The sequence below is a fragment of the Rothia gullae genome, from assembly GCF_024294905.1.
Taxonomy (GTDB): domain Bacteria; phylum Actinomycetota; class Actinomycetes; order Actinomycetales; family Micrococcaceae; genus Rothia.
The window spans coordinates 109,390-133,397 of record NZ_JANCOC010000001.1 but is presented as its reverse complement, the minus strand read 5'-3'; the positions used below and the strand labels follow the sequence as shown (position 1 = coordinate 133,397).

Genomic DNA, 24,008 nt, shown 5'->3' with positions numbered 1-24,008 from the left:
CATGAAAAAATCTTCAACGTGACTAACTACATATCCGCGGTGGTACATTCTTAGGTGTGCAGAGAAAATACGCCCCGCGTTACCCAATGCTATTTTTCTCAAACCCTATACTAAAAAGTGGAATCTACACTCCGGCAGAATAGCTCGCTTTTTGCCGCTCATTAGGATGTTTTCATCCCATACATGGATGCCTCTCAGCCCAGATTCAGCGCACCCCTACGGGTACGCTGCCCCAATACTTCACCCAAGACCCGCAACGACGATGGGACACCCCATGAACCTCAATACCGCAGCCGCCACCAGCAACTCCGAAACCGGTGCCAGCGCAGACGACATCTCCCTGGATAAAGACATTCTCCGCTCTCAAATCCGCCCACGCCGCCTTACCGCACGCAGCCACCGCGGCGAACACGGACAGCAGCATCTAGCTGACCTTTTCACCCACCACATTCTCGAGGCGGTCGCGCAGCGGACCCACTCCCCCGGCACCATTGCGGCATATCTGCCCACCAAATCTGAGCCACCCATTCTTCAAGCACTAAACGCTCTCCATGAGCAGGGACACCGCATCCTCGTGCCCGTCGTGCGTCCCGGCCGCAAACTCGCCTGGGTGCACTGGGACCCCGCCGTTGAACATCCGCTCAATCCCATGGGAATCCCCGAACCCGAAGGCGAAGAACAGGACTCACAGGCATTCGTAAACGCCGATTTGCGCCTCATCCCCGCTCTCGCCTTTGATGCTGGCGGGCACCGCCTCGGTCAAGGAGGCGGCTACTACGACCGGATTATCCCCCTGCTCAGCGCACAGCAACTGAAGGAGCAGAGCATCGGCGTGGTCTTTGCTGACGAAATTTATGAAGCTATCCCCTACGATCAGTGGGACGCTATTCTGCCGGTGATTCTCACTGAGCGGGGTATTTTCCACGCTCACCAGCAGGGCTAAAAGCACCCGACTCCCCATGCCCGGTTCGCTTTTGATTGACACCCCGAATCTTTATGCAAAACGCAAAGATATGCAGGAACACACCAACAAAATCACTCACGAAAAAGGCGAAAAGAAACAGAAATGGCTATTTGAGAAGAAAACGCAAATAGCTCCCAAGCTTTCAAAAGCGGTACACTCAAACCACGTTAATAAACCATCCCAGCGAAAACGGATACAGAAGGACAAAATGCCGGTCTACGTTTACCAGTGCAAGAATTGCAACCACGTCTTTGAACAGCGCCAGTCCTTTAGCGACGCCGCACTGCGCATCTGCCCGCAGTGCGGCGAAGAAACCCTACGCAAGCGCTACAACACCGTCGGCGTGACCTTCAAGGGCTCCGGCTTCTACAGCACCGACAAGGGAAACTCCTAAACGGAAGTTCCACACCAGCCAAAACGAGGGGCGGGGGCACACCAGGTTGCCCCCCCCCCGGGGGGTTATAAGGCCCCCCCCCACGGGGGGCGGAACCCAATTTTTTAACCCCGGGGGGGGTCCCCCGCCCCGCCCCCCCCGCCCCCCCCCCCCCCGCCCCCGCCCCCCCCCCCCCCCCCCCCCCCCGCCCCCCCCACCCCCCCCCCCCCCCCCCCCCCCGGGGGGGGCCCCCCCCCCCCCCCCCCCCCCCCCCCTCGGCGTTTAAGAAGCACTCCCGACTGGATGCGCTACACGATATTGTTACCCCAGTGCGGGGGACGCTGCTGACGCATCCATTCCAGACGCTCGCGCTCCTCCGGGGTCAGCGGCTGCACGGAAGTAGCCGCGCTCTGAGAACCCGCCTTCTGGGAGTTCTGGCTCTGGGCATCAGCTTTCTTCGCTGAAGCCGCAGCAGACGAGGTACCCGAAGCCACGGCCGGAAAAGCCACGATCGGAGGCGTCGTCACACCCACCAGCAGAGGCTCAGCCCCACTCACCGAGCCGCCGCCGCTCACACGACGGTGACCGCGGCGAGGCTTCGGCGTCGACGAATAACTAGCCACGAATCTCAGCGCCCTCATCCATATCCAGGTAGTGCAGCACGCGCGCCACCACAGCGTCAGGATCGGCGAACACTTCCAGGGTACCCAGCGTAATGTAGTTCCAGCCCGTGCGGCTCAGACGCTCCGGCAGCAGACGGGTACGCTCACGCACCGAAGCACGCGCGTAATTCTGCTCGCCATCAGAGCACGCCACCAGCGGCATAGCCACCGGAGCACTCGGCTGCGAAGACACCCCGGGATCCACACCCAGCGCGGGCACCGGCTCAGCAGCCAGCTTCTCCGGGGCGTGCGCAATCAGAGCTATATCGCCCTCACCGCGGCTCACGCGCACACCGCTAGCCTGCAGGCGAGCCACCAAATCGTTCATTAGCCAATCGCCCAAATCCGGGGTGTCCGCATTATCAGCTGCCAAGAATGCGTTACGTGGCAGGGTCTCCGGCACGCGCTGCGCCTTCGCCTCCGCCTCTTCACGTGCCTGACGTTCCGCGTGCTCACGTAGCAGGTGGTAGAAGTCCACCGCACCATGATGCAGCTTCTGCGGGTCCAGCTCCGACGGGTCAATGCACGAAACAATACGCAGGGCGCGGCGGGCACGAGTCAACGCTACCACAAAGCCTTGGCGACCGTGCTCGGCAGACAGCTGACCCAAATCATACGATGCCTGACCCAAGCGGGCACGGCCCACACCCAGAGAGAAAATCACGGTGTCGCGTTCGAGGCTCTCAGCGCGGGTCAGATCGACCACGCGGAAAGACTCCTCACCGGCGGCGAAGAACGGCGCCAGCTGCGGGTACAGGCTCAAGGCGTGACGCACCGACTCAGCCACACGCTGAGCGTGCTTCGGGCTAGCAGTCACAACCGCCAGCGAACGATCCGGGGTACGGTACACGTGCTCAAGCACCAGGTTCGTCACGCGCTCCACCTCAACACCGGGCGAATCCAGGTTCGCGTTATCGCTGACCTTACCGCGAGTATCAATGTACTCAACGGTCAGCGAAACGGCAGGCTGAGAGGAGGCGCGACTCACCGGAGCCGCATGCAGCTGCGAACCGTAGAACTCACGGTTCAGGTAGTCCAGAATCACCGGGTCCATGCTGCGGTGCAGCATCGCCAAGGTGCGGTTGGGAAGCACGGTAGCGAGCACGTCAAAGGTGCTGTCCAGCTGCTCATCGGTCGGTTCGGGCGCACCGAAAGTCGGTGCGGATACGATGAACGGCGAGGGGTAACCCGAATGCGGGTCGCCCAGGGCAATCACCTGGTCGGCGCGGGTAATCGCTGGCAGGTTTGCCGCCAGCGGGGTCGACTCGGAGTCCAGCAGCAGCACCGTATCAAAACGCATGGAGGCGGGAACCTTACGCGCCAGGGCGAAGGGGCTTGCAGTCCACAGCGGCAACAGGGTACGCGCCATGACCGGGGCGTGAGTCAACAGCTCCTCGAGCACGAACTCGTAGCCGCGCAGCTGACTCTTCAGGTACGCCGCCTGGTCGTGCTCAGACTCAATACGTTCAGTCCACACGCGCGCAATCTTCGCCAGCAGACGCGCCGGGGCGCTGGTCATGTGGGCGTAGTCGGCGCGACGGAAACGGGATTCCGTGTCGCGCAGACGGTCGCCGTCCAGCAGCTTACCTTCGTGATGCTGCAGCAAGAATTCCAGGGCAGACTGCCACCAGGCGAGCTCCAGCTCAGCGGAAACAGCCTCAGTTGGAACCTGATGTGCGTACAGGTCATCGAGCAGCTCCGACAGGCCGCGCTCACGCAGCTTCTGGGTCAGAGCTTCACGCTCAGGCAGGGTCATCAGCAGCATGCGATCCGCCATGAGGGCGTCCAGGCGCGCATCCAGCACGTCCAGCTCGGTGCGCACAAAATCGGTGCCCTCAACGGTGTCAGCCAGGACAATCCCCAGGCCCGCCAGCTCAGAAACCAGGGAGTTCAGGGTGTCAGCCAGCTGATCCAGGTTCTCCGGGATCTGCGGGGTGCGGGGCGCCTCAATATGGCGAATCCACTCGGCACGTTCCGCCTGAACTACCTTCAGCTGCTCGTGCAGGTCACCAATATTCACGCCGGGCAGGATGTACTCCTTCGCTGCGCGGCGCAGGCGGGAACGCTGCATACTGCTCATCTCGATGCCGTTCTCACGGCGCCACGCACCGGAGGCAGTCGCTGCGATGAGGTCGGTCACCGGACGGTCGTAGACGTCCGCGCGGAACCGCTTGAGTGTCTCACGGATGCGCATCAGAATCGCCAGCTGCGACTCCCACTCGGCGATGGTGCAGCCGCAGCGCAGACCCAGCATGGCGCTGGTGCGGTTCATCGCCTCGCGCAGGTTCAGCAGGGAGGACTTGAGGGTAACGACCAGGGCGTAGGCCTCGGCGGCTTCCTCATCATTGACCAGGCGGGCACGGTACCACGGGGAGATACGCGAAGCCGCCGCAAAACCATCAATCTCGCCTAGGCGCACCAGCTCGGCACGCGCCTGCTCACGCTCCATGAGCGCATCAAGCATAGGGCGATCAAAACGCACACGGGTTGCCGGACCGTCCTCGGAGGCGGTCAGCTCAGCCAAACGCTGTAGCGCCGAGTAGACAGAGATCTGCCAGTTCGCGTCCTTGTTCAGCAGGGCACGAATGTGGTCGAGCAGCGCGGCACGGGTCGCCACAAGCTCTTCGTTCAGGTCCTCAGAGTTCGGTTCTTCCGCACCCTCATTGCGCACAATCGCGCGAATGAACTCGGCGCGCTGAGCTTCAGCGTCATGTTCGGCAAGCAGATCGTAGCGCAGGCTCTCAATGCCGGTGCGTTTGAGTAGCGCCGAGAATTCAGCCAGGGTAGAGCGTTTCTCGCCCACCACGAGCACAGACTTACCACGACCCATCAGGGCGGAAGCAATGTTCACGGCGGTACGCAGCGGTTCGGTGCCGGGCGCCGCGGTAATCGTGAAGGAGAAACCGCTGACCGCGGTGTCGATAATCTCCTGGGCGTTCGCGTCAGCGTCCAGCAGGAGCATTTCTTCTGACGGGTCGCGCTGATCCAGGGGCTGCTGCAGATTGTGGGCGTTGAGCTCGCGCGGCTTCACGCCGGGAACCTTCAGTGCCGCCAGGTCACGAACCAGCGGGGTGATGGCGGTGTGCGGTAGCTCGCCCAGGCTTTCCTTCAGGTCAGCAAAGGTGGAGATGAAGTACTTCGACTCAATGGTCATGCCCGGAATACGACCGGCAGATGCGCGCATACGCTCGATAACCGGCTCGGGGTCCAGGCGGGACATGGAGTTCGCCAGCTGCGCCACGTCCATGGTGCCCAGGTCGATGCCGTACTCTTGTTTGATCTGGCGGACCATCGCCGGGTTCAGGCGTGCGGAACCGGCGAGGCGCAGCTCGAAGTCGTCGTCCTTCGGGTGCGGGGTGATGCTCAGCGGCGCCATAAGAATCGGCGCGATGAAACGCTTCTCGTAGGCGGCGGCGGCGTCCCGGGTGTCGTGTGACAGCCAGGAGGCGGTACCCGCCACGAAGTAGCCGGAGTCAAGGCCGTGGTCGGTGGCGAGTTCGTAAATTTTGGTGCGCAGGGTGCGGGCGGAGCGCATGCCCGCCTCAAGCTGCGATTTGTCACGCAGGATTGTGGAGAGGCGGGTCTTGCGTCCGGCGAGTAGCTGAGCCAGGCCGGAGGGGTTCGATTCGGACAGGTCGATGTGCACGTAGTCAACCTGGTTGAAGTCGAGCATCGCGTCCGGGCCGGTGTAGACGTCCATCTGTTCTGCCCAGCGCTCAAGCCCCGCCGAGGGGTCGAAGTCCTTGTGGGCGGGGTTCAGGTGTGCGGGTAGCTCGGCGATGTTGATTTCGTCGGCTACTTCGTGGGTTTCCGCTGCTGAGGTCCCGGCGGCTGCGGTGGGCTGAGCAGTATCAGCCGGGGTGCCGGGTGCGTGTTGCGCGTCGGTAGGCTCGGGAATCTGGTTCACGTCGTGAGTGTCCTTGTGGGTCAGTGCGGTGTACGTTTGTGCGTACACACTGAAGATGGTGGTTCTTCCGGGGTCCTCTGCCCGGGTGTCTCAAACGGGGCGGGTGTCAGCGTGTGCTTGCGTGCTTAGTGTGCCCGCGTGCTTTGCCTGTTCCTCTGTGCTTACTTCGACCACATTGCGATGTTCGCGACGAGTAGCACTACGGTCACCAATACGTAGAAGACCAGGGCGGGCAGAAGCGCCCAACGGTATTTGGGTGCCAGTTCGCCTTCCAGGTTGCCGAAACGCAGGGAGCGGAAGAGGAAGAAGCTCAGAATCGCGCCGGGCAGGTTACCGATAATGACCAGCAGAACGGTCAGGTACAGGGCGTAGGCTCGTTCGGTGCGTTCGTTCTCTGCACCTGCGAACTTGAGGGTGCCGCCCAACAGCAGGCTGAGGCATGCGTTCAGGAAAGCCACGGTGAAGAAGGGAATCTTCAGAGCTTCTTGGAAGTCCATCTGGGAGTTCGCTGCGCCCAGAGCAATCCACAGCAGTAGCAACGCGGGGATAATCATGAGGTACCAGAACAGGTACTTACGCATCTTCTCGGTATTTTCGATGAGCGCGAAAATTGCGGTCACAGGGTGTCTCTTTCAGATGATCTCAGGCGGATTCGGTCAGATTCAGGAGGAGTGAGTGAAGGAGCAGACGGGCACGGTAATGCCTTGTCAGGCGTCGATTTCGCCCCCACTGTTGAGAGCTTCATCCACCTGGTCTTGCAGGGACTCGCGGCGCTCATATTCAACGAATTCAATATAGCGGCGCACGATGTAGTCCAGCAGCACCGACAGCGCAACGAAGGAGTAGTAGGGCTTACGCTGAGTGCTGATGTGGGTGGGGGTGGTCTGGTAGTGCAGGGAGTACTCGGCGTGCGAGGACATGTAGTTCACACCAATGGCGGTCACCGCAATCATGGGGATACGGCGCAGCGCCAGCATCTTAATGTGTTCACGCATGTTCTCGGTCTGACCGGAGAAAGACACAATGATGACCACATCGTCCTGGGTCATATTGTTCATGGCGCTTTCGAACTCATTACGTGCCGGAATGACATGGCAGAACTTACCGCAAACCTGCATGGACTTGGCAAATTCCTGCACGGCATTGCGCTGAGCGTAGCCGGTACCGAAGCAGTACACAGTGCGAGCCTCATGGATGCGCTTGAGCAGTCCGCTCAGTTCCATATGCTCGAGGTAGTCGTATGTGCGCTGAATGTCTTCGCGGCCGCTCTCAATGAACCGCGGGTTGAAGGGTTCGCTACGGTTCAGAGAAGACTTAATGAAGTACTTCAACTCAGCAAATCCGGAGAAGTTCAGCTTCTTCGTCAAACGGATAATTGAGCTGGTTGAAGTATAGGTTTTATGTGCCAGAGAGTTGATCGTTGACTCTGCAACGAACTCTTCGTTCTCTAGCATGAATGCCAAAATTTCCCGTTCAGTTTCACTGAATCGGTGCTGGTTCGCATTCACGACGTCTTGTAAATCCACTCAAAGCTCCTGAATCCGATGGTGAGCAATATATAAATAGTACACGCTCTAGAGTCATCGGCCAGGGTGGGTGAGGATGGTCATCTCTCACTTTGAGTGTGTATGCCAGCAGATTTGAGCCTGAGTGCGAGCCGGGATACAGCTTCGCCGGCGGCATCGGTGTTATCCGATACCGCCGGCAAAGTCTATACCTTATGAGGCGTTATGCCGTCAGGCGGTTGAAAGCTGAAGTCTCTTAGGAGAGGGTCTTAGCTTCGTTCACCATGGTCTCGAAACGCTCGCGAACCTGGGGAACGTCCATGCCGACGATGACCTGGAATGCCTTGCCCTTGCGGACGAGGCCCAGAGCACCTGCATTCTTGAAGTCTGCATCCGAGGTGCTGACGAGGGACTCATCAGCAACGGAGACACGCAGGCGGGTTGCACAGTTGTTCACGGTGGTGATGTTCTCTGCGCCACCGAGCAATTCGAGGAAGCCTGCTGCGCGGGGTGCGTAGAGGTCGCCGTCAGCGGACTCTGCTGCTGCGCCGCCGTCCTTCTCAGCAGCCTTAGCGGCCTTGTACTCTGCCTTGCTGTAGAGCTTGGTCTCGCCGCCGTCTTCTTCACGACCGGGGGTCTTGAAGTCGAACTTCAGGATCATGAAGCGGAAGATCACGAAGTACAGGACGGTGAAGCACAGGCCCACACCGATCTGCATGAGGTAGGTGCCGGAGTGGTTTGCCCACAGCGGGATCCAGTTCTGGAACAGGAAGTCCAGCAGACCGCCACCCATGTAACCAACCAGGCCCAGCTGGTACATGATTGCTGCCATGGATGCTGCCAGGATTGCGTGGACCAGGAACAGCGGGGGTGCCAGGAACAGGAAGGTGAACTCGAGGGGCTCGGTAATACCGATCAGCATTGCGGTGAGGCTGACGGGGATCAGCAGAGCGAGAACTTCCTTGCGCTTCTCGGGACGAGCAGTGGTGTAGAACGCCGCTGCGATACCGATGGGTGCGAAGACCTTGGAGTTACCGTGCAGTGCGAAGCCGCCGCCGGGGAACAGTTCCTTCAGGGGCTTGTCGCTCTTTGCGAATTCGGTCAGGTGGCTCGGCCAGTCCTTAGCGATACCGTTCGGGGTAACAACGTTACCGAAGACGAACGGGGAGTAGATGAAGTGGTGCAGACCGGTCGGAATCAGGAAGCGCTCGAGGAAGGTGTAAACCCACACGCCGAGTGCGCCGGATGCGATGAAGAAGCCCTGCAGGGAGGAGATGCCGTGCTGAGCGTAGGGCCACAGCCAGGAGAACAGGAATGCCACGGGCATCATCAGGAAGAAGCAGACACCGTAGATGTACTGGGAACCCTGGAAGATACCGAGAAAGTCGGGCAGCTTCTTGTCGAACCAACGGTTGTGTGCCCACACCACGATTGCGGAGATGATGATGGCACCGAAGATACCGGTGTCCATGGTCTTGATACCGGCGATCATCTTCAGACCGGTACCTGCCGCGCTCTTAGAGATGTCGGTGGTGTAGTCCAGGTCGAAGAAGCCGGCGCCGCCCTTGCCCCATACCTTGAGCATGGTGCCGACGAAGTAGTTGAAGGTCAGGTAGACCATTGCAGCTTCCATCACTGCACGTGCGTTAGCGGTCTTTGCCAGTGCAATGGGCAGACCGATTACGAAGAGCAGTTCCATCTGGTTGAAGACGGTCCATGCGCCGGACTCCCAAACAGACCAGAAGTGGTTCCACGCGCTTTCCTTATCAGCAGCGAGGGGAATCAGGTCGCCGTTCTGTGCAATGATCGCAATACCGACCGCGAGGCCAGCGAATGCGAAGAGAAGAACGGGTGCCAGCATGGCAGAGCCGAACCTCTGTACTTTTTCCATCATGAGGCTATACGCCCTTTCGGGTTGTCGAGTGAGCGGACGCAGGGGTTGGCGATCGTTGCCAGCCTGCGATGGTCACACCGCATCTTTATACCCCCAAACGAAAGTATATGAGATGGGTGCCACATATCCTGCGTGCGCTAAATGCCGAATGTGTTTTAGACAAAAACAATAATGCCAGGTCATACCTGCCCACAGATACCAAAAGCAGATGTTTTGAAAGAGTTTTTCAGAACCTGAAACATCTCCCGGCACTGGTTAAAAATACTTGCTGCAGATGAGACTTTTTCCCTATTACCTAGCGCACAGAATCGATAGCATAAACAGTGCACCCATAGGTCAGAGTGCATAAAACACTCGCCGCCTCAATGCGCGGTGCGCATATCATTCTTCAACCTCCCACATACACCGGATTTAATACATGCGCTTCCTCACCCTCAACACACACAGCTGGTGCGAAATCCACCAGATTGCCAAAATCCGCACCCTCGCAAAGTTCATCATTGAACAGCAAGTGGATGTCATTGCGTTGCAGGAAGTCAACCAGCTCACCTCCACCCCCGCGGTGAAGGAGCCCCTCAACTACCGCGGCGGCGCAGGAGTTCCAGTCCACGAAGACAACTACGCCCTGCTACTCGTGCAGGCACTCAACGAAATGGGCGCAACCTACGAGTGGGCCCTCACCGAAGCCCACATCGGTTGGGATCTCTACGACGAATGCGTAGCAATTCTCTCGCGCCTGCCGATTCGCGGCATCAAGCCCATCGACATGTCCCCCGAGTACGGCTACCACCAGGTACAGCGCCGTGCAGCACAGGCGGCGCTCATCGAAACTGAGACGGGTACCTTCTGGTGCGCAACCACCCACATGTCCTGGTGGGACTTCGACGGCGACCCCCTCTTCGCTCAGGAATACACCCGCCTCTCACAGGCCCTGGCAGAATGTGCCCTCACCGCACCCGTACTGCTCGGCGGCGACTTTAACTCCGCCGCGCATCTGAGCGATGAAGGCTACGCGCTGGTCACCTCCAGCGGCATGGTTGATACCCGCTCACTGGCGGAGCACACCAACGGCGAAAACACTGTCCACCGCGAAATTGCCGGCTGGGAAGGTAGCACGGACGCCAAGCGTATTGACTTCGTGTTCGCTGACCGACTGCTCACGGTGAACTCGCACGCGGTAGTCTTCCGCGACAACTCCCCCGAAGCCATCTCTGACCACAGCGGTCTACTCCTGGAAATTGACCCCTCCAGCTGGGCACCGCAGAGCCTCCTTACGCCCCTCACCACCCAGAACTAAAGGCATCAGACTTTAGCCGCCTCTAGGGCGGCCCCGCACAACACTCGTCCATACCAAGGAAAGGAAGAACAATGACGACCCAGACCCAGTGGTGGCAGGAACCCGTTGTCTATCAGATTTACCCCCGCTCCTTCAACGATTCCAACGGCGACGGCATCGGCGATCTGCCCGGCATTACCGAGAAGATTCCCTACCTCGCCAAGCTCGGTATTCAGGTGCTGTGGCTTTCCCCCATCTACGCTTCCCCAAACGATGACAACGGCTACGACATCTCCGACTACCGCGCCATCATGGCCGAATTCGGCACCATGGAAGACTTCGATGAGCTGCTCGAAACCGCGCACAAGCACGGCATCAAGCTCATGATGGACTTGGTCGTCAACCACAGCTCCGACGAGCACGAATGGTTCAAGCAGGCACGCTCCTCCAAGGACAACCCCTACCGCGACTACTACATCTGGCGCGACCCTAAGGGCTTCGACGAGGATGGCAAGCCGATTCCGCCGAACAACTGGATTTCCTGCTTCAGCCCCTCCGTGTGGGAATGGGACGAGGCGACCGGCCAGTTCTACCTGCACTACTTCTCCGTCAAGCAGCCCGACCTGAACTGGGAGAACCCGAAGGTCCGCGAAGAGGTCTACGACATCATGCGCTTCTGGCTGGACAAGGGCGTGGACGGCTTCCGCATGGACGTCATCAACCTGATTTCTAAGGACCTTTCCTTCCCCGAGGACCCGGCAGTCCTCGCTGGCGGCCTCGACAACTCCCTGGCTGTTGCAGCCAACGGCCCGCGCGTACACGAATTCCTGCAGGAGATGAACCGCGAGGTATTGAGCAAGTACCCGGTCATGACCGTGGGCGAAACCCCCTGCGTGACCGTGGACGACGCCGCACTCTACACCGGTTTCGACCGCAACGAACTGCAGATGGTGTTCCAGTTCGAGCACATGGACGTAGACGCCTCCGAAGGTGGCGTGACCGGCAAATGGTCCGACCGCCGCTTCAACCTGGTTGACCTCAAGAAGGTCCTCACCCACTGGCAGGAGGGCCTGCACGGCCGCGGCTGGAACTCCCTGTACTGGAACAACCACGACCAGCCGCGCACCGTCTCCCGCTTCGGTAACGACTCCCCCGAGTACCGCACCTTCAGCGCCAAGATGCTCGGCACCGTGCTGCACCTGATGCAGGGCACCCCCTACATCTACCAGGGTGAAGAGCTGGGCATGACCAACGTCTTCTTCGACGATGTGAAGGACTACAACGACCTGGAGATTCACGACTCCTGGCGCAAGTACGTTGAAGAGTCAGGCCGCGTTTCTGCTGAGGATATGCTGCGCTACATCAGCGCCTCCGGTCGCGATAACGCCCGCACCCCCATGCAGTGGACCGCTGGCGAGAACGCAGGCTTCACCTCCGGCACCCCGTGGCTGAAGCTGAACCCGCGTTACACCGAAATCAACGCGGAGGCAGAGCTCGCTAACCAGGATTCGGTGTTCTACCACTACCGCGACCTGATTAGCCTGCGCCGCGAGCACCCGATCGTCCTGACCGGCGAGTACCGCCTGCTGGATGAAGAGGATGACCAGGTTTACGCCTACCTGCGCGTGAACTCCGACGAGGACGCCGCCGCAACCGGCGAGCGCGCCCTGCTAGTCGTCGCGAACTTCACCGATGACACCGTTCAGCTGAACTACGCGGGCGGCAACCTGGATTCGGTGGTGCTGACCAACTCGCAGGCACTCTCCCCGACTGAGCTGAAGGCAATCGAGAACACCCCGAAGCTGATTAGCTCGAACTACCGCGATGAGAACCGCGAGTTCACCGACGAGGGCACCCTGTTGCGCCCCTACGAGGCAAAGGTGTACCTCTTCGGTAACGCCAAGTAGTCCTACCCCACTCATACTGTGCGAAGGGGGACCAGATACAGACATTCTGGTCCCTCTTCGCCCTATACTTCAATCACAGACAAAACTTGTTCCCCTTTTCGGCTGGATGGCCGGTATAGAAAGGCAATTATGAGCAACTCCGAGGCATACGAGGTTCCCTCCTACGAAGGCCGCCAGTGGTGGAAGGAAGCCGTGGTGTACCAGGTGTACCCCCGCTCCTTCAACGACGCGAACGGCGACGGTATCGGTGATCTGAAGGGCATTACCGAGAAGCTGCCTTACTTGGCTAAGCTGGGCATCAACGTCATTTGGCTCTCCCCCGTGTTCGACTCGCCGAACGTGGACAACGGCTACGACATCTCTGACTACTTCGCGATCATGAGTGACTTCGGCACCATGGAAGACTTCGATGAGATGCTTGAAACCGCTCACAAGCACGGTATCAAGATCCTGATGGACCTGGTCGCAAACCACACCTCCGATGAGCACCCCTGGTTCAAGGAATCCCGCTCCTCCAAGGACAACCCCTACCGCGACTACTACATTTGGAAGGACCCGAAGGGCTTCGACGAGGACGGCAACCCGATTCCTCCGAACAACTGGGCGTCCGAGTTCGGCGGCCCGGCGTGGGAGTGGGACGAGGCAACCGGCCAGTTCTACCTGCACATCTTCTTCAAGGAACAGCCCGACCTGAACTGGGAGAACGAGAAGGTTCGCGAGGACCTGTACTCCATGGTCCGCTGGTGGCTGGACAAGGGCGTTGACGGCTTCCGCCTGGATGCTATCAACATCATCTCCAAGCCCGAGGGCTACCCGGATGACCCCTCCACCGACTATGAGAAGCACACTTCCTCGATTCCGTTCGTCATTACGAACGGCACCATGGTGCACCCGTGGATGAAGGAGCTCACCCGCGAAACCTTCAGCCGCTACGACGTGATGACCGTGGGCGAGACCAGCGCAACCAGCCCCGAGGACGCTAAGCTGTGGGCTGGCTACCACACCGGTGAGCTGAACATGATCTTCCACTTCGATCACATGGGCGTGGATAACGACCCGAACGGCAATCTGGGCGGCAAGTGGTCCTACGCACCGTACAAGCTGACCGAACTCAAGCGCATCCTGAACGACTGGCAGACCACCCTGGAGGGTAACGCCTGGGGGTCGCTGTACTGGAACAACCACGACCAGCCGCGCGTTGTCTCCCGCTTCGGTAACGATTCGGATGAATTCCGCACCCTGTCCGCTAAGCAGCTTGCTACCACTCTGCACTTCATGCAGGGCACCCCGTACATTTACCAGGGTGAAGAGCTGGGCATGACCAACGTGAAGTTCAATTCGATTGAGGATTACCGCGATGGTGACTCGATCCGCTTCTACGAGGACATGCACGTTGACCACAAGCGTCTGAGCCACGAAGAGGCGATGCAGGCGATTTACATTAAGGGCCGCGATAACGCTCGTACCCCGGTTCAGTGGGATGCCTCCGCTAACGGTGGTTTCAGCCCCGAGGGTGTGACCCCGTGGATTGCTGTGAACCCGAACTACCCGGCGATTAACGCTGAGGCTGTTCTGGCTGATGAGGATTCGATCTTCTACCACTACCAGCAGCTGGTGGCTCTGCGCCGCGGCAAGCTGAAGGACCTGATGGTTTACGCAGCCTTCGCTCCGGTGGATTCGGTTCAGGTTCCGCACAACGAGGATGAGGCTGTGTACGCGTACACCCGTACCGGTGGTGCGGATGGCAGCCCCACGAACGAGTCTTTGCTGGTTGTTTCGAACTTCACTGCCGAGGAGCAGGAGCGCGACTTCGCTGTGCTTTCTGAGGCTCGTGAGGCTGGTGCTCGTGTTGAGCTGGTGAGCTCGAACTACAAGGACGACGCGGGTTCGACCCTGCGCCCCTACGAGGCGAAGGTGTACCACATCGTTCGCTAAGCGCTGTAGCTCGTTGAGTGCTACCGCGTGCCGATAAGGTGATAGACAGCAGAAGGAGGGTGAGGCTTATGCCCCGCCTTCCTTTTGTGTTGTCTCCTGTGTTCTCCCGGCGTGCTTTCGGCTCTACTTAGCTGGAGGCTCTGCTCAACTGGAGAAGACGAGCTGCAGGATCGGCACAGCGAGCGCTATCATTCCTACGCTGACGGCCGCCCCTGCGGCAATGACGGGGGCTGCGGTACCTTCGTGCCGGTAGTGGGTTTCCAGAATGACGATATTAGCTGCTGGCGGCAGAACAGCCAGAAGGAAAAGCACCTGCGGATGCGCGAGCAACTGGTCAAAGTACACGCCCGCCGTATCGTGTGCCCAGTGGGCGAGTGCCAGCACGCCGATGCCGTAGACGCTCACGAGCACGGCGCGTAGGAATGCCCATCCGGCGGCGCAGGTCAGGTCGGCGCGGTGTAGCTTGGCGACACCGAGCCACATGCCCAGAACAATCAGTCCGATAAAGCTGAAAATCCAAGTCAGTACCCGGTAGAAACCTGCCCCGTGAACACTCAGGAAAGAGCCGGTGGGCAGGCAGAGTAGCCCCACCACTACGGCAATAACCGGCGGGCTGGTACACAGCCCCCGCAGCACCGTGCGGAGGGTTTCACCACGGCTCCTAGTGGCTCGTGCATCCTCTGTTGTGTGTGAGTTCTGTACGGCTCGTGCGCTTGAGGCGGCACGCTCCCCGGCATATGTTTTAGAACCGCCGCGTAGTAGCGAGGTACCCAGAATATTACCCATGATGGAGTTGCCGATATACGCACCGATGTAGACTCGCACGGCTTCCTCACCCCAGAACCCGGCAACCACGGGGATCCCGAAGAGTCCCGCGTTCAGATAGACGAAGGCGAGTTTCTGCACGGGGTCGCGGGTGATGCGCCCGGCACAGAGCACTCCGAGAAGCATCAACACCATGGTGGAGGCTGCAACGAAGAAAAGCTCAGGGCGACTGGTGGCGACGGTGTAGACGATGACGGCGGGAATGATCCAGCGGGTCAGCAGGGCGGAGGCGCTTTCTTTCAGGCGGTTACCCCAGTGCTCGGGCAGCAACCTTGTGAGCCCGAATCCTGCCCCTAAGTAGAGGAGTGGGAGGATGAGTCCCATGCTCGTTCCTTTCGCTGTTGCTGTGTCTGTGCCGTTGTTTTACGGCTAAGGCCCCTGTCTAATAACCCTACCCTGAACCTGCAGGTTGAGAGTTACTACTTTTTCGTTGTATTTTTCAAAATTTTCGCGTCATATTGCATCATATTCGCTAATAATTTCGTTTTTATGCGGTTCACTTCTAGTCTTGATTTGTAGGAAGAATAAGTACTCACTCTATTTTTCAATCTATCGCCGATACTCATTTTTGCGAAAGTAGGAACTAGGCTGTTTCTTCTTTTCGCGAGATATACATTCAGGAGCCCTCATTGCAGCAACCGTATCGTTCTTCCCCTCCCGATGCTGGGGGTGTCCAGCAGCGTCCTGCGCAGGTTTCCAGTCAGCATGCTGATGCGCATATTCCGTGGCGTTCTTCATCGTCTTCCTCAGATTCGAACGCTTCGATTGTAGTGCAGGCTGCCGCTGCAGATAATACGCCTGTAGCGCCGGTGCGCGCTCCTGAGCACACGTTTAGGGTTCCTCACCCGGTGTTGAGCGTTATCTCGTGGGTGATTGCGGCTGCGAGCGCTGTATGGCTTGTCATTCTGGTTGTTTCGTTGACGATGATTGTGGCATCGGGTCTGAGCCATGATTCTGAGTTTGTGATGCTGACCTATGGTGTGTACATGGCGTGCGCGTTTGGGTTCTGCTGTTTTGGCACGTTTTTTGCTTTGCATTTTGGGTTGGGGTCGAGCGCTCATTGGCGTGATTCGATTCGTCACCCGCATCACCCGCATTAAAGTTTTTATTTCTCGTGTGGTTTTGGGGAGAGTTTTTAGTTCTTTTATTTGAACTCTTGTTTTAAATATTTTGGCGTTTTTCTTTAAATCCACGCTTAAGTACCGCCTGTTTTTTCTATACCTCCGTATAAAAAGCCGCCCGGCGCATCCACATTCGGATGCACCGGGCGGCTCCTTCACAGGCCTTGCCTTCGCTATGTTGCGGGTTCGAAGGGGTTGAGGAGTCTAACCGGGAGGCGCTCAAAATCTTTGACGTTACGCGTTACAAGGGTAAGGCTATGTGCCAGCGCGGTCGCAGCGATCCAGGCATCGTTCTCCGGCGCTTTATCCGGCACGTGAAGTCCAGCGCAACAATCAGCTACAGCCGCATCAATAACAAGAGTTCGCTTCTGAAATTTCTCTCGAACTGCCAAAAACCACTCGCGCAGATAAGCGCCTTGTGTTGAATCTTTACGCTCCATAGCAAGCACACCGCGTTCTAGTTCCATTAGGGTCACTACGCTGATATAGAGTGGTTTTTCTGATTCTTGGCGAAACCACGATTCGAAAACGGGGTCAGCTTTTCCGCGAGAGAGCTTCCACAATTCAGAAATGATATTGGTGTCAAGAAGGTACAGCGTTACCCCTTAGAACTCTACACCGGGGCGCTGATGTGCGGAACGTTCTGCCGTGGGAAATTCTTCGGGCAGGTCCACACCTTCAGCAGGTTGAGGGTAGTTTACAAAGAAGTCGTAGAGGGAGGTTCCCTCATTCTGGTTGCGCGAGTATTCTTCGTAGGTCATGAGGACATATGTGGGTTCACCACGTTTTGTAATAATTACGGGTGAGTGTTGTGCCTGTTTTTGGGCTTTGGCGAGGTTCTGATTGAACTCGCGGCTGGTCATTAAGGTCATGATTTCCCTCTTCTGCTCACAACGCAAAACATAAATAATGTTACTACGTAGCTACATTATATTTTCCACTTGGTGCTACGACAACCCCTCTATCTTCCAATCCGCTATTTTCGCGTTAGGAAGATACAAAAGGAGCCGCCCAGCGCATCCACATTCGGATGCACCGGGCGGCTCCTTCACAGGCTCCCAGCTACAAAGCTAGGTAGCCCAAAGTAGGATTACTCCCACTCAATGGTTCCCGGGGGCTTAGAGGTAACGTCCAGCACCACTCGGTTAACGTCCTTGACCTCGTTCGTAATACGGTTCGAGATCTTAGCCAGCAGGTCGTACGGCAGGCGCGACCAGTCAGCGGTCATTGCGTCTTCCGAAGAGACCGGGCGCAGAACAATCGGGTGGCCGTAAGTACGGCCGTCACCCTGAACGCCCACGGAACGAACGCCAGCCAGCAGAACCACGGGGCACTGCCAGATGTGCTCGTCCTGACCTGCTGCGGTCAGCTCTTCACGCACGATAGCGTCAGCGGCACGCAGGGTGTCCAGGTTCTCGCGGTTAACCTCGCCGACGATGCGGATGCCCAGGCCGGGGCCGGGGAACGGCTGACGTGCCACGATCTTCTCGGGAACGCCGAGCTCACGACCGATAGCGCGGACCTCATCCTTGAACAGGGTGCGCAGCGGCTCAACCAGTTCGAAGGTCAGGTCGTCGGGAAGGCCACCCACGTTGTGGTGGCTCTTAATGTTTGCGGTGCCGTCGCCGCCGCCGGACTCGACAACGTCCGGGTACAGGGTGCCCTGGACCAGGAACTTGATGTCTGCGCCCTCTTCGCCAGCTTCGGCAATCAGCTTGCGCTGTGCCTCTTCGAAGGAGCGGATGAACTCGCGGCCGATAGCCTTACGCTTCGCCTCGGGCTCGGTGATGCCGTCGAGAGCGGAGAGGAAACGCTCCGACTCGTCGATGGTGATGACCTTAATGCCCATGGATGCCGCGTAGTCCTGCTCGACCTGTTCACGCTCGCCTTCACGGAGCAGGCCGTGGTCGATGAAGAAGCAGGTGAGCTGGTCGCCAACAGCCTTATGTACAAGCGCTGCTGCCACGGAGGAGTCAACGCCACCGGAGAGCGCGCAGATGACGCGGTCGCTACCGACCTGCTCACGGATCTTTGCGACCTGCTCTTCGATGATGTTGTTGGTGGACCAGGTGGGCTTCAGGCCTGCCACATTGTAGAGGAAGTTCTCCAGGGCGACCTGGCCGTAGTCGGAGTGTTTCACCTCGGGGTGCCACTGCACACCGCCGAGCTTACGGGACTCGTCCACGAATGCTGCCACGGATGCACCGGGGGTCTTTGCCAGCACCTCGAAGCCTTCGGGGGCTTCGGTCACGGAGTCACCGTGAGACATCCACACGTTCTGAGTGGTGGGGGTGCCGGTGAGGAAGGAGGAGTTCTCAGCGCAGACCACAGCGTCGGTTGCGCCGTATTCGCGCAGACCGGTCTGGGCGACGGTGCCGCCGAGGGTCTGGGCCATCACCTGGAAGCCGTAGCAGATACCGAAGATTGGCACGCCAGCTTCGAAGAGGGCCTTGTCGCCCTTGGGTGCGCCATCGGCGTAGACCGAGGAGGGGCCACCGGAGAGCACGATGGCTGCCGGGTTCTTGGCGAGCATCTTCTCGGTGCTCATGGAGTGGGGGACGATTTCGGAGTAGATGCCAGCTTCACGCACGCGACGAGCGATGAGCTGCGCGTACTGTGCACCGTAATCTACCACCAGGACGGGACGCTCTTCGAGCTGGTCCAGGTTCACAGAGTTGGTCACGAAAATTACCTCAACGTGTTGGTACTAATCCGCGCACTTGCGCGGGGATATATCTATTTTACGCTATCGTTGTACGCCGCCGACGGCACGTAGCCGCTCTCCCATCCCGGGGTGCCGCTACATGCTCTAACGGGAGTAGAGCGTGCGTATAGAAAGCACCGCCCGGCGACCGGCAGACCACAAACCTGCCAACCGCCAAGCGGTGATTCATGAAGCTACATTAGCCACGGTACGAGGGAACCACGGTCAGGTCAGCCTTCTGGAACTTCTTCAGGTCCAGGTAACCGCAGTTAGCCATTGCACGCTTGAGCGCACCGACAATGTTGCTGGTGCCGTTCACGTGGTGCGAAGGACCGTACAGGACCTCCTCCAGGGAGCCGACAACACCCAGCGGGGTGCGCACGCCGCGCGGGAAGTCCAGCGAGTGCGCCTCGTTGCCCCAGTACCAGCCCTGGCCGGGAGCCTCGGATGCGCGAGCCAGCGGAGCGCCCAGCATGACAGCGTCAGCACCCAGCGCGAGCGCCTTCACCATATCGCCGGAGCGGCCCAGGGAACCGTCAGCGATCACGTGTACGTAGCGGCCGCCGGACTCATCCAGGTAGTCGGAACGTGCCGCTGCCACGTCGGCGATAGCGGTTGCCATGGGTGCGGAGATGCCCAGGCCCTGGCGGGTGGTCTGTGCAGAACCGCCGCCGAAGCCCACCAGCACGCCGGCTGCGCCGGTACGCATCAGGTGCTTAGCCTGCGAGTATCCAGCAACGCCACCAACGATGACCGGAACGTCCAGTTCGTAGATGAACTTCTTCAGGTTCAGCGGCTCGTGCGAGGTGGAAATGTGCTCAGCAGAGACGGATGCACCGCGGATGACGAACAGTTCAACGCCCGCCTTCACCACGGTCTCGTAGTGTTCCTGGGTGTTCTGCGGGCTCAGCGAACCTGCAACGACCACGCCGGAGTTACGAATCTCTTCCAGACGTGCAGTGATCAGTTCCGGCTTAATCGGCTCGGAGTAAATCTGCTGCATGCGGGTGGTTGCGGAGGCCGGGTCCGCCTCGGGCAGCTCGACAATCTCGTCGAGCAGCGGCTGCGGGTCCTCGTAGCGGGTCCACAGGCCCTCGAGGTTCAGCACGCCCAGGCCACCCAGCTTACCCAGTGCAATGGCAGTCGCCGGGGACATGACCGAGTCCATCGGCGCACCAATGATGGGGGTGTCGAACTTGAAGGCATCAATCTGCCAGGAGGTGTCGACATCGCGGCGGTCGCGGGTACGACGGGTAGGCACCAGCGCCACATCGTCCAGGGAGTAGGTGGGGCGGGCGTTCTTAGAGAGGCCAATCTGAATTTCAGACATGGGGTGAATCCTTTCGAATTCGGTTTGAGGGGTGCCGCTGGGCGTTATTCGCGCCGATGCCCGCCCGATACCTGAACGGGTATGGGGCGGGCTCAACGGCGCATGGTCTGCACACCATGCGGCGAATCATCGTTGGCGAGGCGTTTTAGCGGCGGTAGTTCGGTGCCTCAACGGTCATCATGATGTCGTGCGGGTGCGATTCCTTCAGACCTGCGGGGGTGATGCGCACGAACTTACCCTTGTACTTGAGCTCCTCGATGGTGCGGGAACCGACGTAGAACATGGTCTGGCGCAGGCCGCCTTCGAGCTGGTGAATCACTGCGGAGAGCGGGCCGCGGAAGGGAACCTGACCCTCAATACCCTCGGGGATCAGCTTCTCTTCGCTGGAGACGTCAGCCTGGAAGTAGCGGTCCTTGGAGAAGGACTTGTGGCGGCCGCGGGTCTGCATTGCACCCAGCGACCCCATGCCGCGGTATGCCTTGTACTGCTTACCGTTCATGAAGATCAGTTCACCGGGGGACTCGGTGGTACCGGCAAGCAGGGAGCCGAGCATCACGGAGTCAGCGCCTGCAACCAGTGCCTTGCCGATCTCGCCGGAGTGCTGCATACCGCCGTCAGCGATCAGCGGCACGCCTGCCGGGATTGCTGCCTTAGCGGACTCGTTGATAGCAGTCACCTGGGGAACGCCAACACCGGCGATGATGCGGGTGGTGCAGATGGAGCCGGGGCCAACGCCGACCTTCACACCGTCAGCGCCGGCGTCGATGATTGCCTGGGCGCCCAGGCGGGTTGCAGCCTGACCACCGATGATGTCCACGTGTGCTGCGGCAGGGTCCTTCTTCAGGCGAGCGATCATGTCGAGCACGCCCTGGGAGTGGCCGTTTGCGGTGTCCACGAACAGTGCGTCAACGCCTGCCTCGACCAGGGTCATTGCGCGCTCGTAGCCGTCACCGAAGAAGCCGATAGCGGCACCGGCACGCAGGCGGCCGTCCTCGTCCTTGGTGGCGTTGGGGTACTGCTCAGTCTTGACGAAGTCCTTGAGGGTGATCAGACCGGCGAGCTTGCCTGCGTCGTCGACCAGGGGCAGACGCTCAATCTTGTTGTTGGACAGCAGTGCGAATGCTTCGTCCTTGGTGACGCTGGGGTGCGCGGTGACCAGCGGCATGGGGGTCATGATGTCACGGACGCGAATACCCTCGTAGTCGGAGCGGGAGATGTAGCGGATATCGCGGTTGGTGATGATACCTTCCAGCACGCCCTCTTCACTGACGACGGGCAGGCCGGATACCTTGTAGTAGCCGCAGACCTCGTCATATTCGGCGATGGTTGCGTCAGCACCGATGGTGACGGGGTTAATGATCATGCCAGACTCGGAGCGCTTAACGCGGTCCACGTGTGCAGCCTGGTCCTCGATGGAGAGGTTGCGGTGGATAACGCCCATACCGCCCAGACGTGCCATAGCGATTGCCATAGCGGAGTCGGTCACGGTGTCCATTGCGGCGGAAATGATGGGGGTGTTCAGGGTGATGCGCTTGGACAGGCGGGTGGAGGTGTCCGCATCGGAGGGGATAACGTCGGTGTTGCCGGGCAGCAGCAGCACGTCATCGTAGGTCAGGCCGGTGAAGCCAAAGGGATCCTCGGACAGAGCGGTGGGAATGGTCATTGTCTACCTTTCGGATGCTGGCTTCATCGGTGAGAAGCTCAGCCTATACGTTGCGTATGTCAAGATGCGGTACGACCCGTCTGCTCGCACCCCACAAGGTGGTTTGAGTGCAAACGGGAACAGCTTACCTTCTATAGTAAACCGCTAAAGGTTTCTTTGCTGAGAAGCACTCATAGTAAGCGTCCCCCAGTGGGAGGCTGTCGGCAGGTTCTAGCGCCCCCACGAAAGCGAGCGCATCCGAGCCTACCGACAGCGAGTGCCCGGTACCGTCTCCATGATGGAGGGGGCGGCACCGGGCACACACACTATTTAGTCTTCTTCAGTTTCTTCGGGCTTCTCAACCACCAGGGTCTCGGTGGTCAGCACCAGAGCTGCGATGGAGGATGCGTTCTGCAGAGCCGAACGGGTCACCTTCACAGGGTCAATCACACCGGCTTCGATGAGGTCCACGTACTCGCCGGTCTTGGCGTTGAAACCGTGACCCACGGGCAGTTCGGAGACCTTGGAGACGATGACGTAACCGTCTTCGCCAGCGTTCTCAGCAATCCAGCGCAGCGGCTGAACCAGGGCGCGGCGAACAATCTGTACACCCACGTTTGCGTCGTGATTACCCAGGTCCATGCCGTCCAATGCCTTCAGCGCGTGAACCAGTGCGGAACCCCCACCGGAGACGATGCCCTCTTCCAGAGCGGCACGGGTGGAGGACACAGCATCCTCGATGCGGTGCTTGCGTTCCTTCGCCTCAACCTCGGTTGCGGCACCGACCTTGATGACGCCCACGCCGCCGGCGAGCTTAGCCAGGCGTTCCTTGAGCTTCTCGCGGTCCCATTCGGAATCCACGCGCTCAATTTCGCGGCGCAGCTGCTGCACGCGGTCCTCGATCGCCTCGGGGTCGCCGCCGCCATCCACGATGGTGGTGTGGGACTTGGTGACGGTCACACGGCGTGCCGAGCCCAGGTGCTCCAGGGTGACCTGCGGCAGGTCGATGCCGAGCTCGCCGGTCACGACGGTGCCGCCGGTCAGAATTGCCAGGTCCTGCATGATTGCCTTGCGGCGGTCACCGAAACCGGGGGCCTTCAGAGCGACCACGTTGATGGTGCCGCGCAGCTTGTTCACGACCAGCGCGGAGAGCGCCTCACCGTCAACGTCTTCTGCGATGATGGTCAGCGGCTTCTTCGCCTGAACAATCTTCTCGAGCACGGGCATGATTTCTGCGATGGTGGAAATCTTGCCCTGGTAGAGCAGCACGAGGCTGTTCTCCAGCACTGCTTCGCCGCGCTCAGCGTCGGTGACGAAGGAGGGCGAGAGGTAGCCCTTGTCGAACTGCATACCTTCGGTAATGTCCAGCTCAATTTCGGTGGAGGAGCCGTCTTCGATGGTGATGACGCCATCCTGGCCGACCTTCTCGAAAGCGCGAGCCAGCAGCTCACCAATCTGCTCGGACTGCGCGGAGATAGCAGCAACGTGCGCGACCTCGGGGCCCTGCACGGGGCGTGCGTTCTCGAGCAGGCGTGCGGAAACAGCCTCCACAGCAGCCTCAATGCCGCGCTTGACGTCGGCGGGTGCCGCGCCGCTGGTGACGTTACGCAGACCCTCGTTGACCAGCGCCTGTGCGAGCACGGTTGCGGTGGTGGTGCCGTCACCGGCTACGTCGTTGGTCTTGGTGGCGACTTCCTTCGCCAGCTGGGCGCCCAGGTTCTCGTACGGGTCGTCCAGTTCAATTTCGCGGGCAATGGACACGCCGTCATTGGTGATGACGGGTGTGCCCCACTGCTTATCGAGCACAACGTTGCGCCCGCGCGGGCCGAGGGTTACCTTGACCGCGTTTGCCAGCTTATCGACGCCAGCCTGCAGGGACTTGCGGGCGGCATCGTTGAATTCAAGCTGCTTAGCCATGTGTTCGCTACTCCTAGTGCGTCACAGAAAGGAAAATTTGAGGGGC

Annotated in this window: 18 protein-coding genes and 1 pseudogene; 6 read left to right on the top strand and 13 right to left on the bottom strand. The window is 59.6% G+C overall.

Annotated features, from left to right (window positions below; translation table 11 throughout):
• Positions 1-274: 274 nt before the first annotated feature.
• Entirely contained in the window at positions 275-943 is a 669-nt protein-coding gene (locus NML54_RS00600; RefSeq protein WP_254755345.1) for a 5-formyltetrahydrofolate cyclo-ligase, read from the top strand.
• A gap of 229 nt (positions 944-1,172) precedes the next feature.
• Positions 1,173-1,358, top strand: coding sequence for an FmdB family zinc ribbon protein (locus NML54_RS00595; protein ID WP_254755344.1), 186 nt, complete (start codon positions 1,173-1,175; stop codon positions 1,356-1,358).
• A gap of 287 nt (positions 1,359-1,645) precedes the next feature.
• Here NML54_RS00595 and NML54_RS00590 read toward each other — a convergent pair whose 3' ends face one another.
• The 5 genes from NML54_RS00590 to NML54_RS00570 all read right to left on the bottom strand — a co-directional run bounded on the left by NML54_RS00590 (position 1,646) and on the right by NML54_RS00570 (position 9,302).
• Entirely contained in the window at positions 1,646-1,960 is a 315-nt protein-coding gene (locus NML54_RS00590; RefSeq protein WP_254755343.1) for a hypothetical protein, read from the bottom strand.
• On the bottom strand, positions 1,953-5,954 hold the full coding sequence (locus NML54_RS00585; protein ID WP_254755342.1) for a DEAD/DEAH box helicase: 4,002 nt from the start codon (positions 5,952-5,954) through the stop codon (positions 1,953-1,955). The genes NML54_RS00590 and NML54_RS00585 overlap by 8 nt, the downstream gene beginning before the upstream one ends.
• 113 nt (positions 5,955-6,067) lie before the next feature.
• Entirely contained in the window at positions 6,068-6,526 is a 459-nt protein-coding gene (locus NML54_RS00580) for a cell shape determination protein CcmA (protein WP_254755341.1), read from the bottom strand.
• Positions 6,527-6,613: 87 nt separating this feature from the next.
• Entirely contained in the window at positions 6,614-7,414 is an 801-nt protein-coding gene (locus NML54_RS08930) for a MurR/RpiR family transcriptional regulator (protein WP_371925776.1), read from the bottom strand.
• 253 nt (positions 7,415-7,667) lie between these two features.
• Complete coding sequence (locus NML54_RS00570; RefSeq protein WP_305882348.1) at positions 7,668-9,302, bottom strand: alpha-glucoside-specific PTS transporter subunit IIBC; 1,635 nt, start codon at positions 9,300-9,302, stop codon at positions 7,668-7,670.
• 421 nt (positions 9,303-9,723) lie between these two features.
• Here NML54_RS00570 and NML54_RS00565 point away from each other — a divergent pair, with 421 nt between their 5' ends.
• The 3 genes from NML54_RS00565 to NML54_RS00555 all read left to right on the top strand — a co-directional run bounded on the left by NML54_RS00565 (position 9,724) and on the right by NML54_RS00555 (position 14,423).
• Positions 9,724-10,602: an endonuclease/exonuclease/phosphatase family protein gene (locus NML54_RS00565; protein ID WP_254755338.1), complete on the top strand. Its 879-nt coding sequence runs from the start codon at positions 9,724-9,726 to the stop codon at positions 10,600-10,602.
• Positions 10,603-10,673: 71 nt separating this feature from the next.
• Positions 10,674-12,488 carry an alpha-glucosidase gene (locus tag NML54_RS00560; RefSeq protein ID WP_254755337.1) on the top strand — a complete coding sequence of 605 codons (1,815 nt, stop codon included), beginning with the start codon at positions 10,674-10,676 and terminating at the stop codon, positions 12,486-12,488.
• 129 nt (positions 12,489-12,617) lie between these two features.
• Complete coding sequence (locus NML54_RS00555; protein ID WP_254755336.1) at positions 12,618-14,423, top strand: glycoside hydrolase family 13 protein; 1,806 nt, start codon at positions 12,618-12,620, stop codon at positions 14,421-14,423.
• Positions 14,424-14,567: 144 nt separating this feature from the next.
• Here the strand turns inward: NML54_RS00555 and NML54_RS00550 are convergent, their stop codons facing one another.
• Positions 14,568-15,572, bottom strand: coding sequence for an AEC family transporter (locus NML54_RS00550; protein ID WP_254755335.1), 1,005 nt, complete (start codon positions 15,570-15,572; stop codon positions 14,568-14,570).
• Positions 15,573-15,877: 305 nt separating this feature from the next.
• On the opposite strand from NML54_RS00550, the gene NML54_RS00545 reads away from it, so the two are divergent.
• A complete protein-coding gene (locus NML54_RS00545; protein ID WP_254755334.1) occupies positions 15,878-16,348 on the top strand; it encodes a hypothetical protein in 471 nt (156 codons plus the stop codon).
• 194 nt (positions 16,349-16,542) lie between these two features.
• Here the strand turns inward: NML54_RS00545 and NML54_RS00540 are convergent, their stop codons facing one another.
• From NML54_RS00540 to groL, 7 genes and pseudogenes are all read right to left on the bottom strand, one after another.
• On the bottom strand, positions 16,543-16,965 hold the full coding sequence (locus NML54_RS00540) for a type II toxin-antitoxin system VapC family toxin (protein WP_256500109.1): 423 nt from the start codon (positions 16,963-16,965) through the stop codon (positions 16,543-16,545).
• Between the two features lie 9 nt (positions 16,966-16,974).
• Positions 16,975-17,130 carry a hypothetical protein gene (locus NML54_RS08925; protein WP_254755646.1) on the bottom strand — a complete coding sequence of 52 codons (156 nt, stop codon included), beginning with the start codon at positions 17,128-17,130 and terminating at the stop codon, positions 16,975-16,977.
• A gap of 24 nt (positions 17,131-17,154) precedes the next feature.
• Positions 17,155-17,232: pseudogene (locus NML54_RS08920) on the bottom strand (type II toxin-antitoxin system Phd/YefM family antitoxin); the annotation flags it as partial.
• A gap of 227 nt (positions 17,233-17,459) precedes the next feature.
• The gene (gene guaA / locus NML54_RS00525) at positions 17,460-19,052 is read right to left on the bottom strand and encodes a glutamine-hydrolyzing GMP synthase (RefSeq protein ID WP_005505071.1); all 1,593 of its coding nucleotides are present in this window, start codon (positions 19,050-19,052) and stop codon (positions 17,460-17,462) included.
• A 220-nt stretch (positions 19,053-19,272) separates the two neighbouring features.
• Complete coding sequence (locus NML54_RS00520) at positions 19,273-20,403, bottom strand: GuaB3 family IMP dehydrogenase-related protein (RefSeq protein ID WP_254755332.1); 1,131 nt, start codon at positions 20,401-20,403, stop codon at positions 19,273-19,275.
• Between the two features lie 145 nt (positions 20,404-20,548).
• A complete protein-coding gene (gene guaB / locus NML54_RS00515; protein ID WP_254755331.1) occupies positions 20,549-22,066 on the bottom strand; it encodes an IMP dehydrogenase in 1,518 nt (505 codons plus the stop codon).
• A gap of 309 nt (positions 22,067-22,375) precedes the next feature.
• Complete coding sequence (gene groL, locus NML54_RS00510) at positions 22,376-23,962, bottom strand: chaperonin GroEL (RefSeq protein WP_254755330.1); 1,587 nt, start codon at positions 23,960-23,962, stop codon at positions 22,376-22,378.
• Positions 23,963-24,008 lie beyond the last annotated feature (46 nt).

Excerpts from the sequence above, each read along its gene's own strand:
- NML54_RS00600 (WP_254755345.1), top strand. The coding sequence starts at position 275 with ATGAACCTCAATACCGCAGCCGCCACCAGCAACTCCGAAACCGGTGCC.
- NML54_RS00595 (WP_254755344.1), top strand. The coding sequence starts at position 1,173 with ATGCCGGTCTACGTTTACCAGTGCAAGAATTGCAACCACGTCTTTGAA.
- NML54_RS00570 (WP_305882348.1), bottom strand. The coding sequence starts at position 9,302 with ATGGAAAAAGTACAGAGGTTCGGCTCTGCCATGCTGGCACCCGTTCTT.
- NML54_RS00565 (WP_254755338.1), top strand. The coding sequence starts at position 9,724 with ATGCGCTTCCTCACCCTCAACACACACAGCTGGTGCGAAATCCACCAG.
- NML54_RS00560 (WP_254755337.1), top strand. The coding sequence starts at position 10,674 with ATGACGACCCAGACCCAGTGGTGGCAGGAACCCGTTGTCTATCAGATT.
- NML54_RS00555 (WP_254755336.1), top strand. The coding sequence starts at position 12,618 with ATGAGCAACTCCGAGGCATACGAGGTTCCCTCCTACGAAGGCCGCCAG.
- NML54_RS00550 (WP_254755335.1), bottom strand. The coding sequence starts at position 15,572 with ATGGGACTCATCCTCCCACTCCTCTACTTAGGGGCAGGATTCGGGCTC.
- NML54_RS08925 (WP_254755646.1), bottom strand. The coding sequence starts at position 17,130 with ATGACCTACGAAGAATACTCGCGCAACCAGAATGAGGGAACCTCCCTC.
- NML54_RS00520 (WP_254755332.1), bottom strand. The coding sequence starts at position 20,403 with ATGTCTGAAATTCAGATTGGCCTCTCTAAGAACGCCCGCCCCACCTAC.
- guaB (WP_254755331.1), bottom strand. The coding sequence starts at position 22,066 with ATGACCATTCCCACCGCTCTGTCCGAGGATCCCTTTGGCTTCACCGGC.
- groL (WP_254755330.1), bottom strand. The coding sequence starts at position 23,962 with ATGGCTAAGCAGCTTGAATTCAACGATGCCGCCCGCAAGTCCCTGCAG.